The following is a 14,532-nucleotide window of genomic DNA, read 5'->3' on the forward strand; positions in this document are numbered from 1 at the left end:
AATATGTTGACTTTAGCTCAAGAACCGAGATTCAAAGCAAAAATAAAACTGATAGGAGTTGGAGGTGCTGGTTGCAATACCGTAAGTTTTGCATCGGAATACGGAATTGAAGGAGTAGAACTAATTGCAGTCAATACCGATGCCCAACACCTCCAGTTTCAAGTACGGGCTGCAGAAAAACTCCAAATCGGCGTAAATCTTACCCGGGGGTTGGGTGCAGGAGGCGACCCGGAAATTGGTCGTAAAGCAGCTGAAGAATCCCGCGAAGAGATCCGGAATATCGTTCAGGATACAGATATGGTATTCATCGCTTGCGGGGAAGGCGGAGGAACAGGAACCGGGGCATCGCCAGTAATTGCCAAAGAAGCCAAAGATGCCGGTGCCCTGGTCGTCGCTGTGGTAACAAAACCTTGGAGCCATGAAGGACCGCGGAAGATGAAGATCGCGGAGAGAGGGATTGAAGAATTGAGCGAGATTGTAGATACCCTCATCTGTATTCCCAATGATAAAATAAATATGGTTTTTCCCCAAGACCAGAGTGCGGTGGAAATTTTACGCGGTGGAAATGTGGTGCTTTTTAATGCCATCAAAGGGATTGCAGAACTGGTAACCAAGCCCGGATTTATCAACCTGGATTTCGCGGATGTGCGGGCAGTGATGACCGAAAGGGGTAAGGCAATTTTGGGTCTCGGAATTAGCGAAGGAGAGAATCGGGCAATCCAGGCCGCCCAAGCCGCAATTTCCTCACCATTGCTTGATAATATATCCCTAAGCAGTGCCAAGGGTATTTTGATAAATATCAGTGGTGCGGATGTAAAAATGAAGGAAGTCTCCGAAGCTTCAAATCTGATCATGGGAGCGATCAATAACCACGAAGTTAATGCCAAGGTGGGATTGGTGGTTGATGAGAGTCTCAACAACAAGATTCAAATTCTGGTGGTAGCTACAGGGATTACTGAGGAACCCGTTGAGTCAAAGATTGACCTGGGACTTCGAGGAGAGAATATGGAATTGCCTACCTTCAAACGCCGGGAGCCTAAAAAGGAAATAAAAGAACGGGCATACAATCCGAATGACCTTGAAGTGCCAACGTTTCTACGCCGGCAGGTGGATTAAAGATATTTATTTGTTAAACCGATCAGCTGAAGAGTAGGGACTATGAATCAAAACATTTATGATTTATTAATCATTGGAGCTGGTCCGGCAGGATTGAGTGCGGGTATCTATGGTTCTCGGGCTGGTCTAAGGTGTGCAATTATTGAAAAAGGAATGCCTGGTGGGACGATAATGCTTACCGATATTATTGAAAATTATCCAGGGTTTCCGGAAGGAATAACGGGTAGTCAGCTGGCGGAATTAATGAGCAGGCAATGTACCCGTTTGGGTACTGAGATATTAGCTAATACAGAGGCAAAAAAAGTAAAGGCAGAATCAGGATTGTTTCATGTTGTAACCGATAAAGCTGAGTATCTTGCCCGGGCGTTGATAGTTGCTACAGGTTCTCGGGCAAAAAGATTGAATATTCCTGGGGAAGAAAAACTTATTGGCCGCGGAGTTAGCTATTGTGCCACTTGCGATGGTCCGCTCTTTAAGAATGCGGATATCGCCATCATTGGTTGTGGCAATTCGGGTCTTCAGGAAGGAAGGTTTCTTCATAAATTCGTTCGTTCGATTACTTTTGTTGAATTCCTGCCCCGGCCGACCGCGGACAAGATTTTAATTGATTATTTCCAGGGCAAGGCAAATGTCCAATTCTTTTTAGGACACGAATTAACAGAGATTATCGGTGAATCCGCAGTTGAAGGAATAAAAATACGGGATCGCACGAGCGGGCAGGAAAGTTTTATAAAAGTAAGGGGAGTTTTCATTTATGTTGGCTTGATACCCAATTCCCAACTGGTCAGAGATCTGGTAAAAACAGATACATCAGGTTTTATTATTACGGATGAAGAACTCAATACTTCTGTGTCAGGAATCTTTGCGGCGGGTGATGTGCGGTCCAAGAAAATCCGCCAGGTGGTTGTTGCATGTAGTGAAGGAGCGCAGGCCGCAATCAATGCCTATCATTTATTAAATCCTTAATAGAAATGGGTCAGGTGCCAGTCTATATTGCTATCATTCTCCTTTTGGTATTCATGCTGATAGCGAAAGTTTTTTTGCCGATTGGCCTGCTATTTTTGATACTTATTATACTCTGGCCACAGCGCAAGGAGAAAGGAGCGAAAGAATTATTCGGCGCCACAATCCTGTTCTTGTTATTATATATTATCATTCGCTATTTCTCCATCTTATTACCTTTTATCATTGGTGCTGGGGTTTCTTATATCATTGCCCCACTTATTGATTCACTGGAAAGGAGGAAGATACCCCGGGTCATTGCGATTCTATCCGTTCTTATACCTCTCCTGGCAATCGTTCCCGCAGTCCTTTTTTTACTTGCGAGCAACCTGATCAACGAACTAAGATTTCTCATCACCAGGATTCCAGAATTTGTTGACCAGAGCAAATTGCTTATCAACAGTTTGGTTGAGCGACTTAATAAGATTGGTTTCAATATTACACCGGAACTCATAATGAATGCCTTCAATAATTACTTGGGCACAATCCTGAATGGTCTGCTCCAAACCGTTTTTCAAATCGGTCAGGGTGTGAAAGGTATCGTGCTGTTAATTTACAATTACATTCTTATCCCCATCATTACTTATCTCCTGCTCAATGACCGGGAAAAAATCAAGGCATGGATAGAGAGCCAATTATCCGAATCCGAACGGAATAGTTTCAATTTATTGCTAAAGAAATTGAATATCAGTCTTGCTCGGTATTTTCGTGGGCAGTTTTTGATGATGATCATTGTAGGTTTTATCATTGGTTTTTTTCTTTGGCTCTTAGGAGTTAGATACTATGTCATTCTGGGTATCACCGCAGCTTTTTGTAACCTCATCCCTAATGTAGGATTTATAATAAGCCTCATTATAGCCCTGGTGATGGGCTTTTTGACACCTCCCTATATGATTACCATTGTCAAGGTGGTGGCGGTCTATCTTGGGGAGCAGTTGCTCGAAAATCTTCTATTAGGCCCACTCATCATCGGTAAGGCAGCACAGCTCCACCCAGCAGTGGTTATGTTGGCTTTGATTCTGTGTGGAACAGCCGGTGGGTTTTGGGGATTGGTCCTGGCAATACCTATCCTTATCTTTGCCCGTGAATTATTAAATCACTTATTGGATTTTAAACTGTAGATATTCTAATCGGGAATTATCCCGCTTCAACTTCAGTAGCTTTTTCCGGGAGTAACTCTACTTTCTGAAAATCTCTAAAACCGGTTCCAGCCGGAATGATTCTTCCTACAATTACATTTTCTTTTAATCCTTCCAGATAATCAGTCTTTCCTTCAATTGCCGCATCGGCGAGGACCTTTGCAGTTTCCTGGAATGAGGCGGCAGAGAAGAAAGATTCACTGGAAAGGGCGGCACGGGTTATACCTAATAGGACCGGACGATAGGTTGCGGGTTTTACCTGTTCGCCTTCTGAATTGGACAACAACTTCTGGTTTTGCTCAATCACACGTCTTTTGTCCACGATTTCACCACTCACAAAGCGTGTTGTTCCTGGATCTTCAATTTTCACCTTTTGTAACATCTGACGCACGATGACTTCAATATGTTTATCATCAATCTTCACATCCTGGATACGGTAAACCTCCAGGATTTCGTTGACCAGGAATCGCTGGGTTTCCATTGGTCCTTTTATGCGCAGAATGTCATGGGGATCGATTGGTCCTTCACATAACGGGTCACCGGCTTTTACCTGTTCACCAGAGTGGACCTTTAAATAACGTGAGGTAGGAATTTTATAAACCTTTTTCTCGCCTACCTCGGGTGTTACTGTGACTATCCAGGTTCCTTTTTCTTCTTCTACATCAACAATTCCGTCAATTTCTGAGACCACCGCCGCATCTTTTACATACTTTGCTTCAAAGAGTTCTTCGACTCGGGGTAGGCCACCGGTGATATCCTTGCTTTTACCGATCTCCTTGGGAATTCGGGCAATCATCGTGCCCGGAGTAATCTTTTCATCCTTTTTAACCATGAGATAGGCACCAGCCGGGATGGAGAAACTTTTTATCTCTTTATCTGTCTCAGGATCGCAGATGATAATCTTAGGATGGAGCTTTCGCATACGGTCTTCCACGATTATCGCCTGTTTACCACCGGATCTTTCATCCACCCAGTTCTCCTGGAGCGTCAATCCCAGTTCGATATCCTTGTATTTAACTTTACCGCCGACCGGAGAGATTATGGGGATGGAATAAGGATCCCAGATAAATAGGATATCACCTTCATTTACTACTTGTTTGTCTTTGACAAAAATGGTGGCACCTGTAGGGATATTATAGGTTATCCGCCGGAGTACTTTATCCTTGGACTTATTTTTATCCCTTGCTATTTCTTTTAAAATTATGCGTCCCTTATCGTTCAGGCTAACCAGTTTGCCTTCTACATTTTGCACTGCAGAAATTTTTTCAAAAATTATTTCACCATCAAAATCAGCATAGCGTTCGGTGCTTTCAGCAATGCGCAATGCGGCTCCACCCACATGGAATGTTCTCAGGGTAAGCTGGGTTCCGGGTTCACCGATCGACTGGGCTGCCATGATACCCACGGCTTCGCCGAGTTCTACCATCCGACCGGTCGCAAGGTTTCGACCATAACATTTAGCACAGAGCCCAACCGGTGCTTCGCAGGTAAGGATTGACCGGACTTTCACCCGGTCAATACCCCGTTTTTCAATGATTTCGGCCTTTTCATCAGTAATCTCCTCACCCGCCTTGACGATTACCTCATTATTGATCGGGTCAACCACATCAATCAACGCTACCCTACCTTTAATCCTTTCGCTCAAAGGCTCCACGATTTTTTCACCTTCTTTCAATGCGGTGATTTCCTGTCCCATTATCGTTCCACAATCCTCCATGGTTATTGTAACATTCTGGGCGACATCAACCAGCCGGCGAGTTAGATAGCCAGCATCCGCAGTTTTCAAAGCTGTATCAGCCAATCCTTTGCGTGCACCGTGGGTGGAGATGAAGTATTCAAGAACTGAGAGTCCTTCTTTACAGGAAGATTTTATCGGGGTTTCGATTATCTGGACAGCACTTACCTTCCGCTGGGGTTTGGACATCAAACCTCTCAGTCCACATATCTGGTTTGCCTGATTGCGGGAACCACGGGCACCGGATTCCACCATCATGTATAAAGGATTGAATCCGAAACGGTCTTCGCCCAGTTCTTTGATCAGTTCATCTTCAATATCGCTGGTAACTCTGGTCCAGGTATCAATAACTTTGTTGTAGCGTTCGGTTTCGGATATCAAACCTTTCTTGTGGGCACTGTTTATTTCTGAGACTTCGGCCAATCCTTCATTCCAGATTTTTTCTTTATTTTTCGGACTTTTCATATCATCAATGCCGATCGTCAATCCGGAACGGGTCGCATATTCAAATCCCAGATCCTTCAGGTTATCAAGCAATTCTACGGTCTTGGCGGTTCCAAATTTATTTAAACACTCATCAACGATTGCAGTGATTTTTTTCTTGGTGAGCGTTTCATTCTTAAAACGCATCTCCTCAGGAAGAATCTGGTTGAAGATTACCCTGCCGGGCGTGGTTTCAATCTTTTTGCCCATGAACTTATAAATGATTTTATCATGCAGGGAAAGGTAATTATTTTCGAGAGCAAAGTTGATTTCATCGACATCATCATAAATTTTCAATGGCCCTTCCGATTGTGGCTTTTCCTTTGTGAGATAGTGAAGTCCGATGACAATATCCTGAGTAGGATGCATTAAAGCACGACCATTTGCCGGGCTACGGATGTTGTGAATAGAAAGCATGAGCAGGTAGGATTCCATGATTGCTTCCGGAGAGAGGGGGATGTGGACACTCATTGTGTCACCATCGAAATCTGCATTATAAGGAACACAGACAAGCGGATGGATTGCAATCGCTCTGCCTTCTTTTAGAACCGGCAGAAATGCCATGATGGAGACACGATGTAGGGTAGGTGCTCGGTTAAGCAATACCGGATGTTCTTTTATTACTTCTTCCAGAATTTCATACACTTCTGCCGAACGCGAACGCACAAGCCGGCGGGCACTCCGTTCAGAGTCAACAACTCCACGTTCTTCAAGTTTTCGGATAATCATCGGTTTGAATAATTCCAGTGCCATTTCCTTGGGTAAGCCACATTCATAGAGGCGGAGTTTGGGGTCTACAACGATGACGGAACGTCCCGAATAATCCACTCGCTTACCGAGCAGGTTCCTCCGAAATCTGCCTTGTTTACCCTTCAGGGCATCGGCAAGGGATTTCAGAGGTCGATTGCCGCGACCTTTAATCGGGCGGGTTCGCCGGGAATTGTCCAATAGGGCATCGACGGCATCTTGAAGCATCCTTTTTTCATTCCGCACAATCACTTCCGGCGTTTTTATACCTGAAAGCAGTGCCTTTACCCGATTATTTCTGGTTATCACTCTTTTATATAAATCATTGAGGTCGCTGGTGGCGTATCTCCCGCCTTCCAGGGCAACGAGAGGGCGAAGATCAGGGGGAATGACCGGGATCCGAGTTAGCATCATCCATTCCGGGCGATTCCCGGATTCTCTAAGCGCCTCTACGAGTTTAAGTTTGTTTATCAATTTAATCCGGCGGGCTTCCAGTGTCTCCTTATCCAGTTTTACCCGTAAATCCGATGCCAGATTGTCCAGGTCGATTTCTTTCAATAGATCATAGATAGGTTGGCCTCCGGTATCAGCACGAAAACCTTCGTACTTTGTCTTGGCTTCATGGTATTCTTCTTCGTTGATCACCCGTCCTTTAGGATAGGGTGAATTCCCGGGTTCAACCACTATGTAATCTTCATAATTGAGTATCCTTTCTAATTGATTGATGGTTAAGTCCAGAAGCAAACCGATCTTGCTGGGCGGGATTTTGTAAAAGAAGATATGTGCCACGGGCACGGCGAGGTCAATGTGTCCCATACGTTCCCGGCGGACGGAAGCAGGCAGTACTTCGACACCGCATCGATCGCAGACGGTGCCGCGGTATTTCGCCTTTTTGTATTTTCCACAGGCGCACTCATAGTCCTTAACGGGCCCAAATATTTTTTCGCAGAATAATCCATCCTTTTCCGGTCGTTGGGTCCGATAATTTATGGTGTCTGCCCGGGTAACTTCTCCTTTGGACCAGGAAAGGATTGTCTCGGGTGAGGCAAGACTCAATTTTATTCCAATAAAATCTGATAGATCGATTAAATCTGGAGGATTATGTTTCATTATTTTCCTCCTTATTTTCCTTATTTTCCTTCATAAAGCTTACATTGAGACACAACCCTTGCAATTCTTTGAGTAACACATTAAACGATGCCGGTGCTCGAGGTTTGGGTGGATTTTTGCCCCGGATTAATGCTTCATACATTGCCGCCCGACCATCAACATCGTCGGATTTTACAGTTAACATCTCCTGGAGGGTGTAAGCTGCCCCATAAGCCTCGAGTGCCCAAACTTCCATTTCACCCAGCCGCTGGCCACCAAATTGCGCCTTTCCGCCAAGGGGTTGCTGGGTGATGAGAGAGTAGGGACCGCTGGAACGGGCATGCATCTTTTCATCAACCATGTGGATCAACTTCAGCATATACATATATCCTACGGTCACCTTGGAATCAAAAGGCAATCCGGTCCGGCCATCGTAAAGCGTTACCTGACCAGACTCTGGTAATCCCGCCTCCTTTAATTTCTCTTTGATTTCTTCTACCGTGGCACCATTGAAGACTGGGGAGAGGGCATAAAATTGCATTTTATGAGCGGCCCAGCCTAAATGAGTTTCCAATATCTGTCCCACATTCATCCGCGAGGGAACACCGAGAGGATTTAAAACAATATCCACAGGCGTGCCGTCAGCAAGATAAGGCATATCTTCTTCCGGAACAATCTTGGCGACCACCCCTTTATTTCCATGCCTGCCGGCCATTTTATCGCCAACCGAAATCTTGCGCTTTTGGGCGATATAAACCTTGACAATTTTTAAAACACCATAGGGTAATTCATCCCCCCTTAATAACTTGTCTTCTTCAATCTTCTTATCCGCTTTCAATTGTTGAATTTGTTCTTCATATTCCTTAATAATTTTCGCCACCTGCTCATTAATTTTACTGTTTTCAACAAAATTTTCGTCCGCCGTGATTTTTTCGCTATTTAAATCCTCAAAGAATTTTTCATCAAATTTTTGACCTTTTTTTAGAATCACGCGTCCTTTATCATCCCGAATCGTGGAATCTGCAGTCTGCTCGCAGAGTAGATTCTTAAGTAATTCATTACGGGTGTGAATTATTTCATTATGCATCTGGGCGAATTCCTGTTTTATCTTCCGCTCTCTTTCTTCCATTACTGCCTTTGCTAATGGGTCATTGGTACGGCGGGTCAAAACCCGGACGTCAATAACCACGCCTTCTACACCGGGTTCCACCCGGAGCGAAGTATCTCGGACGTTGGCAGCTTTTTCGACAAATATGGCACGCATTAATCGTTCTTCAGGGGTGAGTTCACTCTCACCCTTAGGTGTGATTTTTCCTACCAGAATATCATCCGGTCCAACCTCGGCTCCGATTCGTACAATCCCGAACTGATCAAGATCTTTACATAATGACTCCGGTACCCCGGGAATATCCCTGGTGATCTCTTCTGGTCCGAGCTTTGTTTCACGAACTTCGCAATCAAATTCCAAAATGTGAATAGAAGTAAAGGTATCTTCTTTTAATAATCGTTCACTCACCACAATTGCATCTTCAAAATTGTAGCCTAGATAGGGAAGGAAGGCAATAAGAACATTTTTACCCAGGGCGAGAGTTCCCTCTTTAGTTGCGTAGCCATCGGCGAGAACCTGACCTTTTTTCACTACCTCTCCAATTTTGACCAGCGGACGTTGATGGATACAGGTATTCTGATTAGAACGGATGAATTTTGCGAGCTGGTACTTGTACCTCTTACCCTTTTCCGTTTTGACGATTATTTGATTTGCATCTACATATTCCACGGTTCCATCTTCTTCAGCGATCAATAATGTTCCGGAATCCCGAGCAATCTTACTTTCCATCCCGGTCTGAACCAGAGGAATATCAGGGTTAATCAAAGGCACGGCCTGACGTTGCATATTGGAACCCATCAGGGCGCGGTCCGCATCATCATGCTCTAAGAATGGTATTAAGGAAGTTGTGGGACTGAATACTTGTTCTGGTGAAACATCCATGTAATTGACCTCTTCAGGTGGCACCATTGGAAATTCCCCTTTGCGCCGGCAGAGGACACGGTCGACAAGAATTTTCCCATTTTTATCAACCGGGGTGTTGGCTTGAGCAATGGTGCATTTATCTTCTTCATCAGCACGGAGGTAGACACATTTGTTTTTCACTATCCCATTCTGGACTTCCCAATAGGGTGAAACGATAAAACCATAATCATCAATGCGCGCATAACTGGAAAGACTGGAGATTAAACCGATATTTGGTCCTTCCGGGGTTTCAATCGGGCAGATACGTCCATAATGGGAATGATGGACATCGCGGACTTCAAAACCAGCGGTCTGGCGAGTGAGACCACCTTGACCCAGCGAGGAGATACGCCGTTTGTGGGTTAACTCAGAGATAGGGTTTGTTTGCTCCATAAACTGGGAGAGCTGGGAGGTTGTAAAAAACTTCATTAAAATGTTGGAAACAAGATGGGGATTGATCAATTCCTGTGGTGAAAGGTTTTCCTCTTCCAAGAGCGATGCTTTTTCCCTAATGCTCTGGATTAATTGGGTTATCGCCTGTTTAAATTGGTTTTCGAGTAATTCACCAACTCGGCGCACCCGGCGGTTCCCTAAATGATCAATATCATCGGGTTCAAATTCTTTATTAGCAAAGCGGAATAATTCCCGCAGCACCATGATTAAATCGTTGATTGTGAGTGTGGTAGACTTAGGTTCTTCTTTAATATCAAAACGTTGATTGATTTTAAAACGCCCGACTTCTCCCAGATCAAAATACGACTTGTTGAAGAGAAGATCGTTGATAAAATTACAAGCAAATTCAGGGGTGGGCGGCGGGATGGTTCTTAATAGAGAATATATCTTTTTTGCCGCATCTTCCCGGGTTTTAATATTGCTCGGGTCTTTTTTAATGGTGTTGGCTAAAATTGAAACCCCAGGCTCTCGAGAGTCTACTATTTTAACCTTTTTCACTCCGTGATTTTTTAATATCTCATAATTAGTTTCGTCAATCAAATCCAGCACCCGAAAATTGATGTTGTCTCCGATGGTTATTTCCTCAGCCAGAAAACAGTTTTTCGCTTCGTCAATTTCCACAATCTTGGTTTTAAAGAAGAGATTGACGATTTCCTCCTCCTGGTACCCAAGGCTTTTCAAAAAGAGGGTCCCTGAAATCCTTTTTTTCCGATCAAGTATAGCCCAGAAATAATTTTGAGGATCAACGATGAATTCAATCCATTGACCATGGTAAGGTATGATCATCGCCGAATAGTTATCGTTTTCTTCGCTGTAATAGACGCCTGGAGAGCGGTGAATCTGGTTGACGATAACTCGTTCCACACCATTGATTACAAATGTGCCTCGGTGTGTCATTAATGGTAGATCGCAAAGATAGATTTCCTGTTCCGTCACTGAACGCAGGGTATTGTCGTTTTCCTTGCACAATAATTGGAAGGTCACGCGGAGGGGTATGGAATAGGTAACCCCCTTCTCAATAGCTTCCTGGACTGTGTATTTAGGAAGGCCCAAACGATGTGATACATACCGCAATTCGTAGCGATTGTGAATGCCAGTTATCGGAAATAACTCTTTGAATACCTTACCAATCGCAACATCCCGGAATTTTTTGTAAGATTCGGTTTGAACCTCAAGAAGATGGGGCATGTTGAAGGTGACTTTATTTTTTGAAAAATCTATGATGTTCATATGCCTCCTGTTTCGGTGACTTAAGGTCTATTGAGCAGGGTTTTAAAAATGATAAGGGAGAATAACCCAACTCAATAATGATTTTACTTTATTTCAACCGTTGCCCCTACTTCTTCAAGTTTCGTTTTAAAGGTCTGGGCTTCTTCCTTGGTAGCACCCTCTTTTATTACCTTGGGTGGATTGTCGACAAGCTCTTTGGCTTCTTTCAAACCCAACCCGGTGAGTTCTCGTAATACCTTCAGGACCTGAATTTTCTTATCACCACTGGCAGTAAGGGTAATTGTATATTCACTTTTTTCTTCCGCAGCCGCTTTGGCTGTTTCCACACCCCCTACAGGTTGGGCGACCATTTGAACAGGCGCAGCCGCGGTGACTCCAAATTTGTCCTGGAGGGCTTTTACCAACTCGGAGAGCTCCAGAACTGTGAGATTGCTTATATCTTCGACTAATTGCTCAACACTTCTTTTTTCTTTAGTTGTCATTGCTAACCCCCTTTATTTTTGACTGTTTATTTTATCTCTAATTGCATCAATGGTGAATAATAATTTTTGTATAACACCGTTTAAGGTGTTTACGAAATTACCCACGATATTTAATGAACCAACCACACTTTGTATTAAAAAACTTTTTGAAGGTATCCGAGCGAGTTCAGCCACACCTTCTGCATCAAAAACACTTCCTTCAACAAAGGCACCTTTGATTTTTAAACCCTCAACCTCCTTTAAAATCTTTGTCGGCACAAGTGGGTCGTCATAGGCGATGGCAATACCCAATGGACCAAAAAATAATTTCCTGAGGGATTCGACCTCATAACCAAGGTTTTGCAGGGCACGCAGTCCAATAGTATTCTTTACGACCAGATAATTGCAACGATTTTTCTTCAATTCTCGGCGCAGTTTTTCCATTTGCTGGACATTGAGCCCGGTAAAATCAGTAAAGTAGAATGCCTTAGCATCCTTCAAGAGTTCCGTACTTTTTTTGAGGATTTCAACATTTCGTGGCGATGGCATCGGTTCCTCCCATCTTGTTGAATCAGAAAATATTGACTACTTTGTTTTCAAAAATTCTTTTTCATTGATTTTTATCCCGGGACCAAATGTAGAGGAGACGGTAATAGACTTAATAAACTGCCCTTTGACGGTCGGTGGTTTGGCTGCAATCAGGTCATTGATAAAGGTCTGGATGTTAGCCTCTAGATGTTCCGATGGAAAAGAGACCTTTCCTACCAGGGCATGGACACAGCCTCCTTTATCCGATTTAAATTCGATTTTCCCTTTCTTTAAGGCTTTAACCTGGGGACCGACTTCAAAGGTTACAGTGCCAGTTTTAGGTGAAGGCATCAGCCCCTTGGGACCGAGAATCTTTCCTAATTTACCGACTTCAGGCATGGCATCCGGAGTTGCAATTACACTATCGAAATCAATCCAGCCTGATTTTATTTTTTCAATATATTCTTCAAACCCAACATAGTCTGCACCCGCTTCCTTGGCCTCTTTTTCTTTTTCGCCTTTGGTGAGCACGAGGATTTTTTTGGTCTTTCCGGTACCGTAAGGTAGTTCCGATGTCCCCCGTACCATCTGGTCTTGTTTCTTGGTGTTGATATTCAATTTTATTGCCAGGTCAACCGATTCACTGCACTTTGCCGTAGCCGTATTTTTAAGAATCTCAATTGCTTCTTTTAAAGAATATTTTTTGTTTCGGTCAAATTTGGCTAATGCTTCGTTATAACGTTTTGATCTCTTCATTCCTGCTCCACGATGATACCCATATTCCGAGCCGTTCCTTCAATTATTTTCATTGCCTTTTCTAAACTATCACAGTTGAGGTCTTTCATTTTTTTCTGGGCGATTTCTTCCAGTTGTTTCCGGGTGATTTTACCCACTTTTTCGCGGTTGGGCTGGGCAGAGCCTTTGGCGATGCCTGCCGCCTGTTTTAGTAAAACCGACGCAGGTGGACTCTTCAAAACGAAGGTGAAGGAACGGTCATTATAAATTGTCACCACCGCCGGGACGACTACACCCGCCATATTCTTCGTCTCGGCGTTGAAGGCTTTGCAGAATTCCATTATATTTACACCGTGTTGCCCGAGGGCGGGTCCCACCGGCGGTGCCGGCGTCGCACCTCCACCCGGAATCTGCAGCTTAACAACAGCTACAACTTTTTTTGCCATAACTCTCCTCTCAAAAACTCTTCAATTGATGAAAACCGAGTTCGATAGGTGTTGGTCTGCCAAATATGAGCACAATAACTTTTACTTTTTCACGTTCGGGATAGATCTCTTCCACCGTACCAACAAAATCCGTAAATGGACCGTCGATCACCGTGACCCGCTCGCCCTTGGTGAAAGGAATTTTGGTGACGACCTTTTTCTTTGATTCTTCTACCTGGGCGAGAATGCTTTCAACTTCCTCTTTTTCCAGAGGCGTGGGTTTGTAACGCGTGCCTAAAAAATGGGTGACCCCGGGGATGGAACTTACCAGTTTGAGGGCTTCATCGGTTGGTTCCATTTCAATCACAATATACCCTGGAAATAATCGCCTTTCTTCTATCACCTTTTTACCTTTTCGGATCTTTATCAAATTCTCCACCGGAATGATTATCCGCCCGAAAAAGCTTTCCATACCTTTTTCCTTTATCACTCTTTCCAGCACCTTTTTGACCTTCTGCTCATGGCCGGTTAGGGTGTGGACTACATACCAGTTCATAGTTTGCGTCACTTTATGACAATCCCCAGGAGCAAGGAGAAGATGCGGTCGAGGACGAATATTATCAGGGCAACGAAGACAGAAAGGATGATAACGATTATCGTAGAACTGATAAGCTCGTTCTTGGTTGGCCAAGTAACTTTTTTCATTTCCAAATAGACATTTTTTATATAATCAAGGGCGCGATTTAGCACTGTTTTTCCCACACAGGCCTGGAGGGATTTGAACCCCCAACCCTCCGGTTTGGAGCCGGATGCTCTACCGTTAGAGCTACAGGCCTATTCACCATTTATTTAACTTCTTTATGGAGGGTATGTTTCCGGCAGAATTTGCAGTATTTTTTGAGCTCCAGCCGCGCCTGTTTCTTCTTGTCCTTCGTAGTGGTATAATTCCGGTTATTGCAGACCGTACAGGCAAGACTGATTATTACTCTCATATGGTCTATTCAAGAATCTGGGTGACAACCCCGGCACCCACCGTCCGACCACCCTCACGAATCGCAAACCGCAAACCCTGCTCAATCGCCACCGGCGCAATCAACTCCACCTCTAAATTCGCATTATCACCAGGCATCACCATCTCCACACCCTCCGGCAACTTCACCACACCCGTCACATCCGTCGTCCTCATATAAAACTGCGGCCGATACCCATTGAAAAACGGCGTATGCCGACCACCCTCCTCCTTCTTCAACACATAAACCTCAGCCTTAAACCGCCGATGCGGATTGATCGTCCCAGGCTTCGCCACCACCATCCCACGATAAACCTCATCCTTACCTACACCCCGCAACAATATCCCAATATTATCCCCAGCCTCCGC

General features: G+C 44.3%; 13 protein-coding genes and 1 tRNA gene. 3 read left to right on the forward strand and 11 right to left on the reverse strand.

The window, feature by feature from the left end; all coding sequences use genetic code 11:
• Window positions 1-3 precede the first annotated feature (3 nt).
• The 3 genes from ftsZ to ABIL39_06410 are packed head-to-tail and all read left to right on the forward strand — an operon-like array spanning window position 4 to window position 3,239.
• Window positions 4-1,116 carry a cell division protein FtsZ gene (ftsZ, locus tag ABIL39_06400; protein MEO0165750.1) on the forward strand — a complete coding sequence of 371 codons (1,113 nt, stop codon included), beginning with the start codon at window positions 4-6 and terminating at the stop codon, window positions 1,114-1,116.
• A 42-nt stretch (window positions 1,117-1,158) separates the two neighbouring features.
• Entirely contained in the window at window positions 1,159-2,082 is a 924-nt protein-coding gene (trxB, locus tag ABIL39_06405) for a thioredoxin-disulfide reductase (protein ID MEO0165751.1), read from the forward strand.
• 53 nt (window positions 2,083-2,135) lie between these two features.
• Window positions 2,136-3,239, forward strand: a complete 1,104-nt coding sequence (locus ABIL39_06410; GenBank protein MEO0165752.1) for an AI-2E family transporter — start codon at window positions 2,136-2,138, stop codon at window positions 3,237-3,239.
• 16 nt (window positions 3,240-3,255) lie between these two features.
• Here the strand turns inward: ABIL39_06410 and rpoC are convergent, their stop codons facing one another.
• From rpoC to tuf, 11 genes are all read right to left on the reverse strand, one after another.
• Complete coding sequence (rpoC, locus tag ABIL39_06415) at window positions 3,256-7,332, reverse strand: DNA-directed RNA polymerase subunit beta' (protein ID MEO0165753.1); 4,077 nt, start codon at window positions 7,330-7,332, stop codon at window positions 3,256-3,258.
• Complete coding sequence (rpoB, locus tag ABIL39_06420) at window positions 7,322-11,005, reverse strand: DNA-directed RNA polymerase subunit beta (GenBank protein ID MEO0165754.1); 3,684 nt, start codon at window positions 11,003-11,005, stop codon at window positions 7,322-7,324. The genes rpoC and rpoB overlap by 11 nt, the downstream gene beginning before the upstream one ends.
• Before the next feature lie 83 nt (window positions 11,006-11,088).
• Window positions 11,089-11,487 (reverse strand): 50S ribosomal protein L7/L12, encoded by a 399-nt coding sequence (gene rplL, locus ABIL39_06425; protein MEO0165755.1) that lies wholly within the window; start codon window positions 11,485-11,487, stop codon window positions 11,089-11,091.
• A gap of 12 nt (window positions 11,488-11,499) precedes the next feature.
• On the reverse strand, window positions 11,500-12,015 hold the full coding sequence (gene rplJ, locus ABIL39_06430; protein ID MEO0165756.1) for a 50S ribosomal protein L10: 516 nt from the start codon (window positions 12,013-12,015) through the stop codon (window positions 11,500-11,502).
• A 36-nt stretch (window positions 12,016-12,051) separates the two neighbouring features.
• A complete protein-coding gene (gene rplA / locus ABIL39_06435) occupies window positions 12,052-12,750 on the reverse strand; it encodes a 50S ribosomal protein L1 (protein ID MEO0165757.1) in 699 nt (232 codons plus the stop codon).
• The gene (gene rplK / locus ABIL39_06440) at window positions 12,747-13,175 is read right to left on the reverse strand and encodes a 50S ribosomal protein L11 (protein MEO0165758.1); all 429 of its coding nucleotides are present in this window, start codon (window positions 13,173-13,175) and stop codon (window positions 12,747-12,749) included. Before rplK ends, rplA begins: the two co-directional genes overlap by 4 nt.
• A gap of 10 nt (window positions 13,176-13,185) precedes the next feature.
• Complete coding sequence (gene nusG / locus ABIL39_06445; GenBank protein MEO0165759.1) at window positions 13,186-13,722, reverse strand: transcription termination/antitermination protein NusG; 537 nt, start codon at window positions 13,720-13,722, stop codon at window positions 13,186-13,188.
• Window positions 13,719-13,916 (reverse strand): preprotein translocase subunit SecE, encoded by a 198-nt coding sequence (secE, locus tag ABIL39_06450; GenBank protein ID MEO0165760.1) that lies wholly within the window; start codon window positions 13,914-13,916, stop codon window positions 13,719-13,721. The genes nusG and secE overlap by 4 nt, the downstream gene beginning before the upstream one ends.
• A gap of 1 nt (window position 13,917) precedes the next feature.
• Window positions 13,918-13,990 (reverse strand) — tRNA-Trp (locus ABIL39_06455).
• Between the two features lie 9 nt (window positions 13,991-13,999).
• On the reverse strand, window positions 14,000-14,146 hold the full coding sequence (gene rpmG / locus ABIL39_06460) for a 50S ribosomal protein L33 (protein ID MEO0165761.1): 147 nt from the start codon (window positions 14,144-14,146) through the stop codon (window positions 14,000-14,002).
• Window positions 14,147-14,151: 5 nt separating this feature from the next.
• A partial coding sequence (gene tuf, locus ABIL39_06465) for an elongation factor Tu (GenBank protein ID MEO0165762.1) occupies window positions 14,152-14,532 on the reverse strand: 381 nt, incomplete at its 5' end.

The sequence above is a fragment of the candidate division WOR-3 bacterium genome, assembly GCA_039802205.1.
GTDB lineage: Bacteria > Hydrothermota > Tepidihabitantia > SM23-42 > JAOAFX01 > JAOAFX01.

What these genes read in the sequence shown, in the direction of transcription:
- ftsZ (MEO0165750.1), top strand. Translation starts at nt 4, where the DNA reads ATGTTGACTTTAGCTCAAGAACCGAGATTCAAAGCAAAAATAAAACTG.
- trxB (MEO0165751.1), top strand. Translation starts at nt 1,159, where the DNA reads ATGAATCAAAACATTTATGATTTATTAATCATTGGAGCTGGTCCGGCA.
- ABIL39_06410 (MEO0165752.1), top strand. Translation starts at nt 2,136, where the DNA reads ATGCTGATAGCGAAAGTTTTTTTGCCGATTGGCCTGCTATTTTTGATA.
- rpoC (MEO0165753.1), bottom strand. Translation starts at nt 7,332, where the DNA reads ATGAAACATAATCCTCCAGATTTAATCGATCTATCAGATTTTATTGGA.
- rpoB (MEO0165754.1), bottom strand. Translation starts at nt 11,005, where the DNA reads ATGAACATCATAGATTTTTCAAAAAATAAAGTCACCTTCAACATGCCC.
- rplL (MEO0165755.1), bottom strand. Translation starts at nt 11,487, where the DNA reads ATGACAACTAAAGAAAAAAGAAGTGTTGAGCAATTAGTCGAAGATATA.
- rplJ (MEO0165756.1), bottom strand. Translation starts at nt 12,015, where the DNA reads ATGCCATCGCCACGAAATGTTGAAATCCTCAAAAAAAGTACGGAACTC.
- rplA (MEO0165757.1), bottom strand. Translation starts at nt 12,750, where the DNA reads ATGAAGAGATCAAAACGTTATAACGAAGCATTAGCCAAATTTGACCGA.
- rplK (MEO0165758.1), bottom strand. Translation starts at nt 13,175, where the DNA reads ATGGCAAAAAAAGTTGTAGCTGTTGTTAAGCTGCAGATTCCGGGTGGA.
- rpmG (MEO0165761.1), bottom strand. Translation starts at nt 14,146, where the DNA reads ATGAGAGTAATAATCAGTCTTGCCTGTACGGTCTGCAATAACCGGAAT.